19 protein-coding genes and 2 pseudogenes are annotated in these 17,662 nt (G+C 42.1%); 20 read left to right on the forward strand and 1 reads right to left on the reverse strand.

The annotated features are described in order from the left end of the window. The first annotated feature begins 238 nt into the window (after positions 1-238). The 4 genes from JCM19055_RS09555 to JCM19055_RS09570 all read left to right on the forward strand — a co-directional run bounded on the left by JCM19055_RS09555 (position 239) and on the right by JCM19055_RS09570 (position 4,093). The gene (locus JCM19055_RS09555; protein ID WP_042359565.1) at positions 239-1,192 is read left to right on the forward strand and encodes an ABC transporter permease; all 954 of its coding nucleotides are present in this window, start codon (positions 239-241) and stop codon (positions 1,190-1,192) included. Further along, entirely contained in the window at positions 1,182-2,138 is a 957-nt protein-coding gene (locus JCM19055_RS09560) for an iron chelate uptake ABC transporter family permease subunit (protein WP_042359566.1), read from the forward strand. The genes JCM19055_RS09555 and JCM19055_RS09560 overlap by 11 nt, the downstream gene beginning before the upstream one ends. Continuing rightward, a complete protein-coding gene (locus JCM19055_RS09565; protein WP_081831825.1) occupies positions 2,138-2,950 on the forward strand; it encodes an ABC transporter ATP-binding protein in 813 nt (270 codons plus the stop codon). The genes JCM19055_RS09560 and JCM19055_RS09565 overlap by 1 nt, the downstream gene beginning before the upstream one ends. Before the next feature lie 117 nt (positions 2,951-3,067). Beyond that, entirely contained in the window at positions 3,068-4,093 is a 1,026-nt protein-coding gene (locus JCM19055_RS09570; protein ID WP_042359567.1) for a siderophore ABC transporter substrate-binding protein, read from the forward strand. Positions 4,094-4,123: 30 nt separating this feature from the next. Here the strand turns inward: JCM19055_RS09570 and JCM19055_RS09575 are convergent, their stop codons facing one another. After that, a complete protein-coding gene (locus JCM19055_RS09575) occupies positions 4,124-4,987 on the reverse strand; it encodes an SDR family oxidoreductase (RefSeq protein ID WP_042359610.1) in 864 nt (287 codons plus the stop codon). Between the two features lie 97 nt (positions 4,988-5,084). Between JCM19055_RS09575 and JCM19055_RS09580 the strand changes: the two genes are divergently transcribed. The 16 genes and pseudogenes from JCM19055_RS09580 to JCM19055_RS09640 all read left to right on the forward strand — a co-directional run bounded on the left by JCM19055_RS09580 (position 5,085) and on the right by JCM19055_RS09640 (position 17,549). Further along, on the forward strand, positions 5,085-6,962 hold the full coding sequence (locus JCM19055_RS09580) for an ABC-F family ATP-binding cassette domain-containing protein (RefSeq protein WP_042359568.1): 1,878 nt from the start codon (positions 5,085-5,087) through the stop codon (positions 6,960-6,962). 18 nt (positions 6,963-6,980) lie between these two features. Continuing rightward, positions 6,981-7,418, forward strand: a complete 438-nt coding sequence (locus JCM19055_RS09585) for a peptidylprolyl isomerase (protein ID WP_042359569.1) — start codon at positions 6,981-6,983, stop codon at positions 7,416-7,418. Positions 7,419-7,505: 87 nt separating this feature from the next. Beyond that, a pseudogene (locus JCM19055_RS09590) lies at positions 7,506-8,041 on the forward strand (HD domain-containing protein). A gap of 150 nt (positions 8,042-8,191) precedes the next feature. After that, entirely contained in the window at positions 8,192-8,392 is a 201-nt protein-coding gene (locus JCM19055_RS29190) for a hypothetical protein (protein ID WP_052366165.1), read from the forward strand. Continuing rightward, on the forward strand, positions 8,383-9,033 hold the full coding sequence (locus JCM19055_RS29195) for a M20/M25/M40 family metallo-hydrolase (RefSeq protein ID WP_052366166.1): 651 nt from the start codon (positions 8,383-8,385) through the stop codon (positions 9,031-9,033). The genes JCM19055_RS29190 and JCM19055_RS29195 overlap by 10 nt, the downstream gene beginning before the upstream one ends. A 20-nt stretch (positions 9,034-9,053) precedes the next feature. Then, a complete protein-coding gene (locus JCM19055_RS29200; RefSeq protein ID WP_052366167.1) occupies positions 9,054-9,353 on the forward strand; it encodes a hypothetical protein in 300 nt (99 codons plus the stop codon). Between the two features lie 259 nt (positions 9,354-9,612). Then, positions 9,613-10,041, forward strand: coding sequence for a phosphatase PAP2 family protein (locus JCM19055_RS09600; RefSeq protein WP_042359570.1), 429 nt, complete (start codon positions 9,613-9,615; stop codon positions 10,039-10,041). Next, positions 10,016-10,709 (forward strand): annotated as a pseudogene (locus tag JCM19055_RS09605) (response regulator transcription factor). The gene JCM19055_RS09600 and the pseudogene JCM19055_RS09605 overlap by 26 nt, the downstream one beginning before the upstream one ends. After that, positions 10,706-12,082: an ATP-binding protein gene (locus JCM19055_RS09610; RefSeq protein WP_042359571.1), complete on the forward strand. Its 1,377-nt coding sequence runs from the start codon at positions 10,706-10,708 to the stop codon at positions 12,080-12,082. The pseudogene JCM19055_RS09605 and the gene JCM19055_RS09610 overlap by 4 nt, the downstream one beginning before the upstream one ends. Next, positions 12,075-12,578, forward strand: a complete 504-nt coding sequence (locus JCM19055_RS09615) for a PepSY domain-containing protein (protein ID WP_042359572.1) — start codon at positions 12,075-12,077, stop codon at positions 12,576-12,578. The genes JCM19055_RS09610 and JCM19055_RS09615 overlap by 8 nt, the downstream gene beginning before the upstream one ends. A gap of 229 nt (positions 12,579-12,807) precedes the next feature. Continuing rightward, positions 12,808-13,986, forward strand: coding sequence for a poly-gamma-glutamate synthase PgsB (gene pgsB / locus JCM19055_RS09620; RefSeq protein ID WP_042359611.1), 1,179 nt, complete (start codon positions 12,808-12,810; stop codon positions 13,984-13,986). A 19-nt stretch (positions 13,987-14,005) separates the two neighbouring features. Then, positions 14,006-14,455, forward strand: a complete 450-nt coding sequence (pgsC, locus tag JCM19055_RS09625) for a poly-gamma-glutamate biosynthesis protein PgsC (protein ID WP_042359573.1) — start codon at positions 14,006-14,008, stop codon at positions 14,453-14,455. 47 nt (positions 14,456-14,502) lie between these two features. After that, positions 14,503-15,648 (forward strand): CapA family protein, encoded by a 1,146-nt coding sequence (locus tag JCM19055_RS09630; protein WP_042359574.1) that lies wholly within the window; start codon positions 14,503-14,505, stop codon positions 15,646-15,648. A gap of 64 nt (positions 15,649-15,712) precedes the next feature. Further along, complete coding sequence (locus JCM19055_RS09635; protein ID WP_152549830.1) at positions 15,713-17,155, forward strand: gamma-glutamyltransferase family protein; 1,443 nt, start codon at positions 15,713-15,715, stop codon at positions 17,153-17,155. Beyond that, on the forward strand, positions 17,152-17,328 hold the full coding sequence (locus JCM19055_RS27310) for a hypothetical protein (RefSeq protein ID WP_193745381.1): 177 nt from the start codon (positions 17,152-17,154) through the stop codon (positions 17,326-17,328). Before JCM19055_RS09635 ends, JCM19055_RS27310 begins: the two co-directional genes overlap by 4 nt. A 35-nt stretch (positions 17,329-17,363) precedes the next feature. Continuing rightward, on the forward strand, positions 17,364-17,549 hold the full coding sequence (locus JCM19055_RS09640) for a hypothetical protein (RefSeq protein ID WP_042359575.1): 186 nt from the start codon (positions 17,364-17,366) through the stop codon (positions 17,547-17,549). Positions 17,550-17,662 lie beyond the last annotated feature (113 nt).

The raw sequence follows: 17,662 nt of genomic DNA on the forward strand, positions 1-17,662 counted from the left end.
AATTGATCGTAGGAATCCCTTTTAATGAGCCTAAAGAACGTGAGATGTCAGTCATCTCACGTTCTTTTTAAAGGTTAATTGAAAGTTTTTCTCAATTACTCATTGACCTCATTTCAAAACATAGTATAATCAAAAGTGGCACTGTTGATAATGAATCTCATTTGCAACAGCACTCAACCTTAGTGAAGAGCGAGGAGGGGCGATTAAAGTGCTGTAGCCATTTTGATCAGACATCTTGATGAAGATTAAGTACTTAGTACCTGCACTCATTTTACTATCGATTATATCTTTGTTTGTCGGTGTGCAAGATTTATCGATCTGGAACATACACAATTTCACCGAAGAACAATGGGAAACACTATTAATTAGCCGATTACCAAGGCTGTTAGCAATTATTATCGTTGGTGTGAGTTTAAGTGTTGCTGGACTGATTATGCAACAACTAACACAGAATAAGTTCGTATCACCAACCACTGCTGGTACGCTTGACTGGGCAAGGCTTGGAATTCTCGTTGCCATTATTGTGTTCGCTGGTGCGAGTACGATGGAGAGATTGTTCGTTGCATTTCTCTTTGCGCTAGGCGGTACATTCTTGTTCATGAGAATACTTGAACGAATTCGCTACAAAAACGTCATTTTCGTACCACTCGTTGGTTTAATGCTCGGAAGTGTTGTAAATGCTGTAACGACGTTCTTTGCTTACCAGTATGACCTTATTCAAAGTTTAAATTCTTGGATGCAAGGAAGTTTCTCACTCGTATTACGTGGAAACTACGAAATCCTTTATATCGGAATTCCACTCGTAATCATTGCGTTTATCTTTGCAAACCGGTTTACGGTTGCAGGTATGGGTAGGGATTTCTCACAAAGTTTAGGACTAAATTATAAGCAGATTATGAACATAGGCTTACTTATTGTCGCAGTCATTACGGCGGCAGTTGTCGTTACAATTGGTTCAATACCATTTCTTGGACTTATTATTCCGAACATCGTTTCGATTATGAGAGGCGATAATCTACGAAACAGTTTGCCACATACGGCACTGTTTGGGGCGATCTTCTTACTTATATGCGACATTCTTGGCCGTGTGCTCATCTATCCTTATGAGATTCCGATCGGTTTGATGGTCGGAGTGATTGGAAGCGCACTCTTCCTATTCTTGCTGTTAAGGAGAAAGTCGTATGCAACGTAAGACGAAATGGATTTTTATCTCACTCATTGTATTGTCAATTAGCCTAATCGCAACGTTTTTATTTATCGGTTTAACACCGACTGGATGGGATTATGCGTTACCGAGACGTGGGCGAAGTGTTGCGGCAATTATCATCGTCGGTTCAGCCATTGCGTTTTCAACGTTAATCTTCCAGACGATCACGAATAATCGAATCTTAACACCGAGTATCATCGGTTTAGATTCTTTATATATGCTTATCCAAACAGCACTTGTGTTTTTCTTCGGTACACTTGGACTTGTCTTTTTCTCTCCAGAAGCGAACTTTTTAATGTCCATCGTATTCATGGTGTTGTTCGCATTACTATTGTACGCGTTGCTCTTTAGAGGAGAACAACAAAACATTTACTTCTTATTACTTGTAGGAATTGTATTTGGTACGTTATTTGGAAGTCTTTCAACGTTTATGCAAGTGCTCATTGATCCAAATGAGTTCCAATCGATTCAAAATCGGATGTTTGCAAGCTTTAGTAACATAAACGTTGATCTGTTATGGTTATCAATTATCATATTGCTTCTAACGTTACTGTACGTATTTCCTTACTTGAAATATTTAGATACACTCGCACTCGGTCGAGACCAAGCAGTGAACTTAGGAATTCCGTATGACAAAGTCATCCGACGCTTTTTAATTGTCATTGCGATTATGGTTTCTGTTTCAACGGCACTCGTTGGACCGATTATGTTCTTAGGGTTACTCGTTGTGAACGTGGCAAGAGAAATGCTGCCAACGTTTAGACACTCAACACTTGCAATCGGATCAATTCTCGTAAGTGTTGTTGCACTTGTAGGTGGAACGTTACTCGTAGAGCGTGTCTTTGCTTTTTCCGCTCCGTTAAGTGTGTTTATTAACTTCATCGGCGGCGCATACTTTATTTACTTACTTCTAAGGGGGACGAAAAACTAATGGCTCTTAACATGCTAGAACGTCAAAAGTCACAATTCGAAACGGGCGACATTGCCCTTGAAGTGAAAAACGTCTCAAAGTCATTTGATGGAAAGAAAGTAGTAAAAGATGTATCCATTGGCGTTAGAAAAGGTTCAATTACGTCTTTTATCGGACCAAACGGTGCCGGGAAAAGTACGCTTATTTCAATGATGAGTCGTTTAATGGGCCATGACTCAGGCGAAGTTCTCGTCGAGGGAAAGCCGATTAAAAGCTATAAAAGTGATGAGCTTGCAAAAAAGGTCTCAATCTTAAAGCAAGCGAATAACATTAATATCCGTCTAACAGTACGTGAGCTCGTTAGTTTCGGGCGCTTTCCACACTCTCGCAATCGCTTGTCGAAAGCCGATTGGGGATATGTTGAGAACGCCATTGACTATATGGAGCTTCGCGATATGCAAGACAAATACTTAGACCAACTAAGTGGTGGTCAAAAGCAGCGAGCGTTTATAGCCATGGTTTTAGCTCAAGACACGGACTATATCATTTTAGATGAGCCATTGAATAACCTTGATATGAAACATTCTGTCTCAATTATGAAGACGTTACGTAAGCTTTGTGATGATTTAGGGAAAACGATTCTAATCGTTGTGCACGACATTAACTTTGCGTCTTGCTATTCTGATGACATTATTGCGATGAAAGATGGCGAGTTAGCGGCACAAGGGCATTGCCATGAAATTATTAATCCAACAACGTTAAAGAAAATTTACGATATGGACATTGGGATCGAAGAAGTAAATTGCAACAAGATTTGTGTGTACTTTACGTAAATGAAGTGACCAACTTGTAGGGGGTGGGGCCTGGGGCGCTCTTAGAAACACAATGCCACAATAGGTCTTACGATAAATGGGGAAATATCGTACGTAGAAAAAGGGAGATAATTAACGATGAAAAAGTTTTATGTATCTGTAGTATCGGTTGCAATGCTAACAGCACTAGCTGCTTGTGGAGCTGACGAAGAACAAAACGAAGGCGCAGACACAGGGGCAGAAGACACGGAAGAGACAGTAGAAGATGAAGCTGATGCTGAAGAAGACGCTGAAGGCGATGACGCTGCTGCAGGCGGAGAAGTAACAATTGAGCACGATCTTGGTGAAACAACAGTACCGGTAAATCCTGAAGTTGTCGTATCGTTTGATAATGGTATTACAGATTCAATCCGTGCGATTAACGGAAATGTATCGGGAATTCCACAAGCAAACAACGTTCCAGGTTACTTATCAGATTTAGAAGGTACAGCTGAAGACGTGGGAAGTCTTTTTGAACCGAACTTTGAATTAATCAACGAAATGCAACCAGATGTTATTTTCATCTCAGGTCGCGCTTCGGATAACTACGATGAACTAAGTGAAATTGCTCCAACAGTTTTCCTTGCTGTAGACAACGAAAACTACATGGAGTCATTTGAATCAAACATGAACGTGCTTGGAGAAATCTTTGATGCACAAGAAGAAGTTGACACGCAACTCTCTGAAATCAACGACATGATTGCAGGCATTAACGAGCGTGCTGAAGAAAGTGAACAAAATGCGCTCATCCTTTCAGCAGATGAAGGCGCGGCTAGTGCATACGGTATTGGTTCACGCTTTGGTTTCATTCATGATGTATTAGGAATTCCAGCTGCTGACACTGAAATTAGCGCTGAAAGCCACGGTGAGAACGTATCATTTGAGTACATTGCTGATGTTGAACCGGACTACATCTTTATTTTAGACCGTGGTGCAACGGTTGGAAGTGACGCTGAAGCAAGTGCGACAGAAGTGATTAACAATGAGCTTGTTGAACGTACACCAGCTCACCAAAACGATAACATCGTTGAACTTGACGGTGACTTCTGGTACCTAAGCGGTGGTGGACTTGAGTCTGTTAGAGGCATGATCGAGAACATCGAAGCAGGATACGAAGCAGAATAATGAAAAACGACCGGATCTCCGGTCGTTTTTTTATGATGACATAAAGTCACCGCCGTTTACGTGAATCGTTTGACCAGTCACGTAAGAAGCGTCATCTGATGCCAAGTACACGTATGCTCCTGCCAGTTCTTCTGGTTGTCCTGCTCGCTTCATCGGTGTATTCGCGCCGAATTGTGAAACCTTTTTAGCGTCAAAAGAAGAAGGAATGAGGGGTGTCCAAATCGGTCCAGGGGCCACCGTGTTAACACGAATACCGTCTGTAACGAGTGACTTTGCCATACTTCTCGCAAATGCAGTGATTGCACCTTTTGTACTTGAATAGTCAATCAACGTTTCATTGCCAACATGACCCGTGATTGAAGACGTACATATAATTGAATCTCCTTGGTTTAGGTGAGGTAAAACAGCTTTCGTCATGTAAACATATGAAAATACATTCGTTTCAAATGTTAATTGAAGCTGTTCATCGGTAATTTCTAATAGTGATTGTTTCGGGTATTGTACCGCGCAGTTGTTGACAAGAATGTTGATGTTGCCTAACGCTTCAATCGTTGATTGCACAGCTTTTTGACATTCTGCGGATTGTTTTAAGTCACCATGATGCAAATAACAACGTTTCCCAGTTTTTTCGACAAGCAACTGTGTTTCTTTTGCATCGTCATGTTCATCGTAATAAATAATCGCAACATCCGCACCTTCATTCGCAAACGCAATCGCAACGCTCCGGCCAATGCCACTATCCCCGCCAGTTATGAGCGCAACTTTTCCATGTAGTCTCCCTTCTTTATGTGTAATCGGTTGTGTGTGGAACGGTAGTGGGTCCATCGCGCTTTCGATTCCGGGTTGTTTCGGTTGGGTTTGTGGTTTAAATCCACCTGTTGGGTAAGTTTTCAAAAGTTCAACCTCCTCATAATCGAGTTTCTTCACGTAGTATCACCATTCAATCAAATTCTATTTTTGTGGTAGAATGAAGAGTGAAAGGGAGTCGGAAATGAGCGTATTAATAGCAGATGAACTGACGAAGACGTTTGGTGAGAAAAGCTTACTGAACAAAGTTTCTTTTACGATAGAAAATACGAGTAGAATTGGCATTATTGGTGCCAACGGTACAGGTAAATCGACATTATTAAAAACAATTACAAAACAAGAAGATTTAGAGCATGGATCGTTTACGCATGCGAAAAACTTTCGGATTCAATACGTAGAGCAAGAACCGCAATTTGATGAACATCTGACGGTTTTAGAGACGGTCTTTCAAGGACCTTCTGAAGTGATGACCGTATTGCACGATTATGACCGGGCGTTAAAGCAATTTGAGAACGACCCTTCTTCATCAACAAATGAAAATCGATTGTTTCAAATGCAAGCAGAGATGGATCGATTGAACGCATGGGAAGCGGATACGAAAGCGAAAACCATTCTTTCTAAGCTCGGGATAACAGATACAAACCAAGAAATTCGTAAGCTATCCGGAGGTCAAAAGAAAAGGGTGGCGCTCGCACGCGCGCTTATTGATCGTGCCGACCTCTTGATACTTGATGAGCCAACGAACCATCTTGACTCCACATCAATTGCGTGGTTGGAATCATTTATTAGCCAATATAGTGGTGCACTAATGATGGTGACGCACGATCGCTATTTCCTAAATCGCGTGACGAACACGATTTTTGAGTTAGACCGAGGTAACCTTTATCAATATGATGGTAACTATGAAACGTATTTAGCAGAAAAAGCGAGACGTGAAGAAGAAGCGCTTAAAGCCGAAGATCGTCGTCAAAACATCTTAAGACGAGAATTAGAATGGTTACATCGTGGTGCGAAAGCGAGAACGACGAAGCAGAAAGCACGAATCGATCGCGTTCACGACTTGAAAGAACAAAAACAAGAGCAATCATCGGACACGTTATCGTTCGTTTCAGATCAAGCAAGACTAGGAAAGAAAGTAATTGAAGCCTTTTCTGTGTCAAAGCGTTATGCAAATGAAGAGTGGTTATTTCAACACGTTGACGAGCGTGTCGATCGTGGAGAAAGGATTGGGATTACTGGTGAGAACGGTACTGGCAAGACAACCTTTCTAAATTTATTAGCTAAACGCATTCAACCGGATGAAGGCGCGGTTGAGCACGGAGAAACGGTGCGAATCGGATATTTCACCCAAGGTGAAACGGAAATCGATGGTGATTTACGTGTGCTTGAGTATATCCGCGAAGGGGCATCGGTCATCAAAACGAAAGATGGCACAACGATTACTGCTGAACAAATGCTTGAGCGTTTTCTATTTCCTAGAAGTGTACAGTGGTCATACGTTCAGCGCCTTTCTGGCGGGGAACGTCGTCGACTCTACTTGCTTAGAATCTTAATGGAAGAGCCGAACGTGCTGTTTTTGGATGAGCCAACGAACAACTTGGATATCCCAACCCTTCGATTGTTAGAAGAATATCTCGTTGATTTCCCTGGCTCGGTCGTGACGGTTTCCCATGATCGTTACTTCCTTGACCGTATTGCGGATCGTTTGTTGATTTTCCAACAAGAGGAGCCGATTCTACGTTTTGTCGGTTACTTTGAAACCTATTGGCAAACGAAAGAGGAAAAGCCTGCGAAAGTAAAAGTGAAGAATGAGCCTCAACCAAAGCAGGCAAAATCACGAAAGAAGCTGTCATACAAAGATCAACAAGATTGGAACACAATTGAAGAGCGCATTGACATTCTAGAGCAAAAAAAGGCAGAATTAGAAGAGACCATGGCACATGCAGGTAGCGACTCCGGTCAGTTGCAAGATTTGATGCAAGAAGTGAAAGCAATTGAAGACGAAGTGGACCAACTCATGGAACGTTGGTCGTACCTAGCAGAACTCATGGAAGAATCATAATTAATGGAGGCACAAACAATGGCGAAAAAAGGATACATTGAAATGGAGAATGGCAACAAAATTGAAATGGAGTTTTACCCAGACGCAGCACCAAACACGGTTGCTAACTTTGAAAACTTAGCGAACACTGAGTTTTACAATGGCGTCACGTTCCACCGTGTTATTCCTGGATTTGTCGCACAAGGCGGAGATCCTACAGGAACAGGCGCAGGTGGTAGTGGCAAGAACATTAAGTGTGAAACAGAAGGTAACCCGCATAAGCATGTTGCAGGTGCCCTCTCAATGGCGCACGCTGGAAAAGACACTGGTTCATCACAATTTTTCCTCGTACATGAAGCGCAACCGCACCTTGATGGTGTTCATACGGTCTTCGGACAAGTGACGAGCGGAATGGACGAAGTGTTAGCAATTAAGCCAGGAGACAAGATGAAAGAAGTAAAAGTATTTAACGACTAATTCAAAAGCCCTTCGGGGCTTTTTTTTACTTGAAATTAATACGTGTAACGTGTTATGTTTGAATGAAAAAAACTAGGAGGAGATTCCATGCGTAACGTAACGTTATTGGATATTTATACTCACCCAGTTGCAAGGAAATTTATAACACGTTCAGGGTTAAGACACGCGATTGACACAGCGAATACGGCTTATCATCTCGCTGTTGAAATGGACGTAGATCCTGATTTGGCAACAAAGGCTGCGTTCATGCATGATATTGGCCACTACACGTGGTATCGTGAGGATGGAAAGTGGGACTTTGATCGTTATAAGGAAAATGATATTCATGCGATAAAGGGCGCTGAGCGAGCGCATAAGTTACTCATTCGTCTCGGAGAGGATCGCTCAAAAGCCAAAGAAATTGCCCTTGCAATTTTACTTCATACAGATTCGTATTTACCAGAAGGTACACTTGCACTAAACCCGTTACAACAAATTGTTGCTAAAGCGATGAATTAAATGAACAACCGAATGGGAATCATCATTATTTAACGATTAATGAAAACGAAGCTAACGACTTGCTCACGCAACTTGATCAAAAAGTAGAAGAATATGCAGCTGTCGGGCAGAAAAAGACGAGTTAAACCTGAAAGGACTAGGGATGTTCCTTTCAGGTTTTTTCGTATTAACGTATAATTGTTGGGAGACTATGAGGAGGGTTACGATGGATACGTACAAACAAGTTTATGAACAGCTAAAACAAATGAAAGCGGTTGAAGAAGCAATCACTTTTTTTGGCAAATGATGATACAAGAACGCTAGAGGAGCAAATTGTACTTGCAGAAATTCCAGCACCTCCTTTCAAAGAAGAAAAGCGAACTGACTACATTTATGAGCAGCTTGAACAACTCGGTTTAGTAGATGTTCAAAAGGATGAGGAAGGCAACGTGTTTGGAACGTATGAGGTACTGAAGACGGACCAACATTGTTCGTAAGCGCGCATGCAGACAGTGTTTTTGCAGAAGATGTTGATACCACAGTAACGCATAAAGAAGGTACATACTACGGAGCAGGCATTACAGATGACGCTAGAGGATTAGCGGCGATGTTATCGATTGTACGGGCGTTCACGACGAACAAGCTTTCAATAAAAGGGAAAATTATATTTGGGGCGACTGTAGGCGAAGAAGGTGTTGGTGATTTACGAGGTGTGAAAGCATTTTTTGATCACCATACTGAAGTTGATGGATTTATTTCAATTGATGCTGTATCCCCAACAGAGATTATTTACCTTGGTACCGGTAGTTATCGGTATGAAGTAACCATTTCAGGGCCTGGTGGACATAGCTTTGGGGCATTTGGGACGCCGAGTGCATTACATGTGGCTGCAAAAGTGGCAGCAAAATTAACCGAATATGATGTAACCGACGTACCTAAAACGACGTTTAATATTGGGAGTATCCAAGGAGGTACATCTCCAACTGCCATTGCAGAATTCGCGAGAATGACAATTGATTTACGGTCAAATGGCAACCTTCAATTGCAAGCCATTGACGATTATTTGCATCAAGCATTAGCAACTGCAATCAATGAAGAATCAACGCGTGCTCCACTAGGAAAGCTACATATACCGTAACGAAGATTGGAGATCGACCTGTGGGAACGCAGTCGACGGATGCTCCAATCGTTCGCGTGGCTGAAATGGCAACAAAATCTCTTGATTTAATGCCAAAGCTTGCAGGGCCTGCTAGTACAGATGCAAATCACCCGATTCATTTAGGAGTTCCTGCCCTAACACTTGGAGCAGGTGGTGAAGCAGGGGCAGCGCACACCTTAAATGAATGGTACCGACCGACGAACAGTTATCTGGGACCACAGCGTGTGCTCTATACGATTTTAGGATTAGTAGGGACACATGAAACAGAATCATTGTTACCTCGTAGATTGGCAAAGTAGAAAGTAGGAATAACGTTTTGAAAATGAACCGACTCACAAAAACATTGCTTTATATTACCTTAACCGTCATCATCTCATTTTTGTTTCGACCACTCGCTTTACGTGTGGACGAGCTCATTTATGAGGCGCTCCAACCAGTGCATCGTTCAGAAGAGGGTGCATTGTATACATTTGCGGAATTGATTACGGTTCTTGGTGGCTCGACGGCATTTATGCTCATCATTGCAACTCTCTCTGTTGCGTTTTACTGGAGAAAACAATGGCAATGGTTTATATTTATGGTTGTCTTTTTTTTGTCGGTGGTGTACTCATTAATACCGTGCTTAAGCAAATTATTGCACGAGACCGGCCTTATGGAATTGAAAAGAGCATTGACTATATCGGTGAGGTGTTTAACCTCTTATCGTACAGTTTTCCGAGTGGACACTCGTTTCGGGCAATGATGCTCGCACTATTTCTTTCTTTTCTCGTTTATCAAAGTTACAAATTGAGTCGTTTCAAACGTATCATCAGTGTAGGGTTAATGATTTTAGCAATCGTAATTGCATTAAGCCGTGTCGTACTCGCTGTCCATTTCCCAAGCGATATTATTGCGGCTGTTCTGTATGCGTCGGTATGGTTTGTCATTTTGAAAATGTGGCTAAACCCCGGTGTTAAGGAGGATGAAAGTGAAAATCTTAATCGCTGAAGACGATTTGAAGATCAGTCGATTGCTCGTTCTTGAGCTTGAATATGAAGGCTATGAAACGACGGTTTGTCATGACGGAGTGGAGGCAGTTCAAGCGGTTGAACAGAACCGCTTTGACTTGCTTTTACTTGATGTGATGTTACCAAAATTAAGTGGTTTAGAGATTTTACGGCGCTTTAGAAAAAAAACGACCGTACGACTCCAGTCATTATGCTAACCGCAAAAGCTGATGTAACAGATAAAGTAAGTGGATTAGACTCGGGTGCCAATGATTATATAACTAAGCCATTTGAAAATGAGGAATTGCTTGCACGGATTCGAGTACAACTTCGAAAGTCAAAACAAGAAGACACTGAACGTGAGAGCATGCTTACGCTAGCCGATGTTGTCGTCTATCCAGAACGACATGAAGTATATCGTAACGATCAGTTGATTGAGTTGACAGCGAAGGAATTTTGTTTACTCGTCTATTTACTGGAAAACCAAGGTCATGTACTTACGAGGGATCAGTTGCTGCAACACGTTTGGGGCTATGACTATATTGGAGATACGAATGTAACAGATGTGTACATTCGTTATCTTCGAAAAAAAATTGATCACAACGCAAGCGTATCGTTAATTCATACAGTTCGTGCGTCGGTTATGTGATGAAAGTCGTTAAACCGTGAAGTTACGAACGAAAATTCAACTTCTTGCTTCCGTCGTTGTCGTTGTGTTTGTAAGCTTAACGAATGTGTCTGTCTATTTGTTTTACGAAAACCAAAGCTTTCAAAGTGAAGCAGAACGGGTACTCAATCAGACAGATGCGATGAGTCAAGCGGTGAGTACCGTTCCATACGATGAACTTATCCTCGTAAACGTTATTCAGTCGTACATTCCGTCAGAAGGAATGATTCGGCTCATTAATCAGGACGAAGAAAGCTTTCACACCTTTACGACGGACGAGTCATTTTCTTCTATTTCTACTTCGTTTACAGATTCTCAAACAGCCCAAACATTGACAACAGATGATCAAGAGCGATATGTCATTGCCTCAAAACCATTAATTTGGGAAGACGGTGAAATTGTTACGCTTCAAGTCGTTGAACGATTGTATGGATTAGAAGAAAATATGGCGTTGTTGCGATACATTTTAATCGTAGCATCCATCATTGCCATCTTGCCTGCTATTGTTGGAGGATTTTTGCTTGCAGCAGTGATCGTTAAACCCGTACAACGGTTAAGTGAAACGATGGTGCACGTTGAAGCAGAAGGGAACTTTCAGAAGTTAAACGAACAAAACGTAACGAAAGATGAACTTGGACAATTGACGGTGGCCTTTAATAAAATGATGGAGCGATTGCATCGGCAATTTAAGCAACAAGAGCAGTTTGTATCAGATGCTTCCCACGAGTTGCGAACGCCGTTAACCGTCATTGATGGCTACGCAAAATTATTACTTAGAAGAGACATTGAACGGAGTTCTCCACTATTTAAAGAGTCATTACTGGCAATTTCTGATGAGACAAAACAGATGCAACACTTAACAGAGCAGTTATTGATCCTTGCTAAAGATGATGAGCAATTGCACGTTGAGAAGACGTCGTTTTTCGTTGAGCAACTTTTAGAAGAAGTTCGTGATCGTTTTCAAGTCGCAACCAACCGTACGATTAAACAGATTAGTCAGCGGTCGTCTCAAACGGTGTATGCAGATCGTGAGAAAGTAAAGCAAGTTTTGTATATCTTAGTGGACAATGCTTTAAAGTATAGTGAAGGAGAAGTTGAGTTTGTTGTAGATCGCAAAAAAGACACAGTATACGTTCGGGTTCGTGATTATGGTGTTGGAATTGATGAGCAAGAGGTCGCCTACATATTTGATCGCTTTTACCAGATCGATGCAGGTCGAAATCGTCAAACGACAGGTGTTGGGCTCGGGTTGTCTATTGCGAAAAAGTTGATAGAAGCACAACAAGCGACCATTTTTGTCGAAAGTAAACAAGGAATATCTACGACGTTCACAATTGGCTTACAAGCTGGAGAGGATTGTGAAAGCGATGAGTAAGAAAATGATTGCCCTTATTGTAGTTTTACTCATCGTGATGATCGTGATTGCGTTATTTCCGAATGACTCAGAAGTATTATCGATTGATGAGATGACATCTAAAGTGATTGATGAGTATCCAGGAGAAGTTGTTTATGAAGGACAATCGCAGATGGATAGTTCATCGTCAATGCATGAGTTTTCTGTGAGGTTCCAAGGAACGGAGTATCAATTATTTGTCGATGAACATGTTGGAACGATTCACGGGCTCTCTAAAGTTGGAGACGCTGATCGTGACAACGATGAAGAAAAACGTTCACAAGATGTCATCATTACGAGTGAAGACGCATTAACGATTGCAAAAGGTCACTTTGATGGAGAACTTGATAGCATTGAGTTAGAAGAGGAAGATGGTCGGATCATCTGGGTCGTTGAACTTGAACGAAATGACTTGGAAGCTGAGATTGAAATTGACGCGTTTACGGGAGAGGTTTTAATTATCGCTTACGAAGATTAAAGTTGAAAGAGTAGTGAATAACTTTACGCAAAAAGTAAAAACTACGTTCAACCGCTGACATTTTTTTACAGGATTTTTAATTAAATGGTTTTATTTTAGTAATAATCAACGAAATTGTAACAGCATTGAAACCGTATGCTAGAAATATTTCAGTATAATAAACGTATACTCATGGGCAGTACGTGTATTTGAAACGAGTACTTGTCGTAAGAAAGTTGGGCAGGCTGTGATTACCCTTTTTGCAACCATAATATTAGTAGGGCTATTAGGTTTAGGTATTTATGAGAAACGAAAACATCAAGTAGAAGTGAACAAAGTTCCTCTGCGTATTAACGTGAACGGCAGCCGGGGGAAGTCTACGGTAACGAGGTTAATTGCTGGGGTTTTAATGGAGGATGGTATTAAAACGGTCGGTAAGATGACAGGGACGGCAGCCCGGATGTTCTATTGGGATACCGACGAAGAGCGGCCAATCAAACGGCGACCAGAAGGCGCTAACATTCGTGAACAAAAAGGCGCAATGAAAGAAGCGGCTGATCGTGGAGCGGAAGCATTTGTCAGCGAATGTATGGCCGTTGCACCAGATTATCAGCGCGTTCTCCAAGAGAATTGGATGCAAGCAAACATTACAGTGATCGTTAACGTAGTAGAAGATCATATGGAAGTAATGGGTCCGACTCTTGATCATATGGTCGATGCATACAAAGAGACGATTCCTTACAACGGGAAGCTAATTATTTCACCATCTCCGTATGTGGAGTATTTCAAGATTGAGGCACGTAAGCGAAATACCGAAGTGTTTGTTGCCGACACTGATGCGGTTCCTAAATCATACTTAACGAAATTCGAGTACATGATTTTCCCTGAAAACGTCGCTCTTGCTCTCGCGGTAGCAAAAGCGTTAGACATTGATGAGAACACGGCAGGACGAGGGATGCTTAAAGCAAAGGCAGCTCCTGGGGTTACGAGAGTGTTTCCATTCGATACAAAGACAAAAGGGAAAGCTTCATTCTTTGTTAATGGTTTCTCTGCAAACGAACCTGCTTCAACATTAAAGATTTGGGAAAATGTCGTAGAACTTGGGTACCCTTCTGAACAGCCAATTATCGTTATGAATTGTCGTTCAGATCGACCTGAACGAACCGAACAGTTCGCTAAAGATTTATTACCAGAGATTGAGATGGATAAATTAATCGTTATTGGAGAAGGCATTGGACCGATTCAAAGTGCTTATGATGACGGCCGTCTACAAGTAAATGAACTTGTGAATTTCGAAGGATACGATGCAAACGATGTGTTTGATTACTTAGAGCAAGTCGTTGACGGACAAGTTGTCTATGGCATTGGAAATTATCACGGTGCAGTACCATTAATAGAACGATTAGAAACGATAAAAAAGGAAGCATGACGTAAGGAGTTGCTGTCAGTTGTTTGGTACAGAGTTATATATCGCACTCGTGATCGGCGTAGTGCTCAGTTTGATTTATACAGAACGAACGGGGATTATGCCAGCGGGTTTAATTGTTCCGGGTTATTTAGCACTCGTCTTTGATCAAGTGATATTTTTAGTAATGATTTTCTTTTTAAGCTTTATTACGTACTTAATCGTAACTCAGGTCGTCGGTCGAGTTACGATTCTCTACGGTCGACGTAAATTTGCAGCGATGATGACAGTCGGGATCCTCGTTAAGATGATCTTTGACTATTTCTATCCCATCTTTCCATTTGAGACCGTAGAGTTTAGAGGACTCGGCGTTATTGTCCCAGGACTGATTGCAAACGCATTTCAACGTCAAGGGGTATTACCGACAACGTTAAGTACACTCGTTCTTAGCGGTATAACGTTTCTAATCGTGTCCTTACTTTATTTCTTATAAATTAAGGGCTTAAGAAATGGGATTTAAATGAGACGAGGGATTGCTCGATGGAAAACGAGAAATTTACATTTAAAGAGAAGATGCTCGCATTTACGAAAAAGCACAAAAAAAGAGCATTGCCTCATAGCATTATCGGTGTTGTTGTCACGCTCGCTATCTTACTAGCAGCCAATTGGTGGCCTTTACCGGAACGAGAATCATTAGCTGAGACAGGAAGCCAAGAAGAAGAATCAATCTTCACAGCTTCGATGGTGGGAGACATGATGTTAGGAAGATACGTGTCGAACGTCATTGACCATCGTGGAGGGGACTTTTTGTTGCATTATGCACAGCCGTATTTCGATGAAGCAGATTATGTGACGGGGAACCTTGAGAACCCGTTATTAATTGACGGTCATGACTACGTGCCTGCAGACAAGGAAATTCACCTCGAGGCACCCGCAGAAACGGTCCAGATTTTAGAAAACGCTGGTTTCTCTACGGTGAACATCGCGAATAACCATATTCTTGATTATGGTCAACAAGGCTTATATGATACGTTAGATGTGTTAGACCGATCATCTGTAAATGCAGTTGGACAAGTCCAAAATCCTGCGATTGATTACCAGCAGATCAACAACATTACGGTCGCAACCATTGGTTTTAACGATGTGTATTACGGTGGCGGTCAAGAAGGAGTGCTGTCTGCGACACCTTCAGAATCACTAGAATACATTAAAGCAGCCAAAAGTGGTGAAGATGCAGCGGACCTTGTCATCGCCCACGTTCATGCAGGTGTGGAATATACGAGTACCCCAACTGAGAGGCAAGAGCAGTTAATGAAAGCCTATGTTGATGCTGGAGCAGACATTGTAATTGGGCACCATCCTCACGTGTTGCAATCCGTTGAGACATATAACGACGGCATTATTTTCTACTCATTAGGGAACTTTATATTTGATCAAGGGTGGACTCGTACACGAGACACTGCTCTTGCTCAATACCATTTGTATGAGGATGGACGAGCAGAAATAGAATTAGTTCCGTTTCGCGTTCATGAAGCTCAACCTCGAGCAATTACTGGTCCAAGAGAAGAGTACTTCAAGCAACGGATCTTCCAACAATTAACAAAGGATACGACAGATGATCAAGCATACGAGATTCGAGATGGAAGGCTAATATTCGAAGTAGATCATCGTCATGTGGTAAACTAACACGAGCGAAATACGAGGTGTTTCGTCGTTCGCAGTGTGGGAGGAAATTAAATGTCCAAAAAAAATGACGATAATCATGTCGATTGCAGCCGTCTTGTTGCTTGCGATTGCAGTCGTATTCAGTAACGTCACTGAAGAAGCACAACATGAAGAAGGACCTGTAACAGAAGGGGAGGGCAACGGATCGTCGTCAGCCCCTACAGGAGAGCAAACTGAACTTGGCGACTACGGGGTTACAGCTTCACACCCAATTGCAGAAGAGGTAGGAGAGCAAATTCTCTCTCAAGGCGGTAATGCGGTTGATGCAGCCATTGCCATTTCATTTACACTCGGTGTTGTAGAACCTTACGGTTCTGGCATTGGTGGAGGTGGAGCAATGCTCGTACTAGAAGACTTAGCTGCTGCACCTTCTGTATACGATTACCGTGAGATGTCACCTGCTGAGGGGAATGAGAACAATGCGGGTGTACCTGGGTTCGTTAAAGGAATGCAACACGTTCATGAGGCGCACGGAACGTTGCCAATTGAAGATCTCGTTACACCTGCTATTGAATTAGCGGAGAACGGATTTACCGTTGACGAGATGTTAGAAGATCGATTATACCGTGCGAACGTTCGAATCGATGAGAGTTCAGCACAAGAGTTCTACCCGAGTGGCGTGCGTATTAAGGCCGGAATGGAGCTCGTACAACCGAGACTCGCTGACACGATGCGACGTCTTTTAGAAAATGGGTTTGAAGACTTTTATACTGGGGAATTAGCTAATGAACTTGCTGGAGATCGTAACAGTATAACGCTTGCCGACTTACAAGCTTACGAGGTGCTTGAGACTGAAGCAGTATCTGGTCAATTTACGGACTACACGGTCTACTCAGCGCCTGCTCCGATGTCTGGAATTACGATGATCCAGCAGTTACAAATGGCTGAACTCGCTGGACTTACTGAGGCGGAACCTGGTTCTGCAGAGTTCGCTCATACGTTTGTTGAGATTACGAAAGAAGCCTATCGCGATCGTTCACGAAACATCGGTGATCCTACGTTTACTCCGGTAGATGCAGAACAACTAACGAGTATCGACTATAGCGAAGAACTGCTTTCGAATGTCGATTCCCTTGCGAACACATCGATTCATGAAGGAGCTGTAGCGAGTACAGATGATCAAGGCAATACGACTGCATTTTCAATTGCAGACGCAGATGGCATGGTCGTATCTGCAACGAATACGCTCAGTAACTTCTTCGGTGAAGGTGTCATGGTGAATCAAGGATATTTCCTTAACAACCATATGAACAACTTTGCACAAAGTGAAACGTCACCGAACCTTTATCAAGGTCACAAACGTTCACGTAGTTTTATTGCTCCAACACTACTCGTTAATCAAGAGAACCAAGAAGTAATTGGTGTTGGTAGTCCAGGTGGAAATCGTATTCCACAAATTATGAGTCAAGTGCTCGTGTATGGTTCGCAGTTGGGGAACTTCGAAGATGCCATGCAAGCACCGAGGTGACGCACGGAACGCACCCAGAAACAAATGAGCAACAAATGATCATTGAACCAGCTTGGCCAGAAGAGAGTGAAGAAGCTCTATTAGAAAGAGGCCATGATGTTGATCGATATTCCACGTCTGTTTTCTTTGGTGGTCTTCAAGTTCTAATTGCCGATTATGACGATGGAACGTAAGCCGTATACAAGATCCAAGACGATAGTGAATTGCAATGGAGAGAGGAACGAATCAAACGATGAAAGTATTTAAAGCGATACTGCCTGTAGGAATTGTCGCAGTCATTGTGTTTAGTTTGTATGAACTTCAATATGAAGACACATTATCAGGAAAAGAGAAAGAAGCGATTGAATACCACACGAACGATGAAATGGAACCACTCGTTGATTCTCATCACTAATGGTAAGACTGCCCAATCATGTAATGGTTGGGCAGTCTTTTCGGTATTTGACGCGAATCATTATCCACCGTTTCTTGAAAAATTTGTTACAATCTAAAAAGACATGCGTAAAA

Origin of the sequence: Geomicrobium sp. JCM 19055 (assembly GCF_000698185.1) — a bacterium.
Taxonomy (GTDB): Bacteria; Bacillota; Bacilli; order Bacillales; family Marinococcaceae; genus Geomicrobium_A; species Geomicrobium_A sediminis.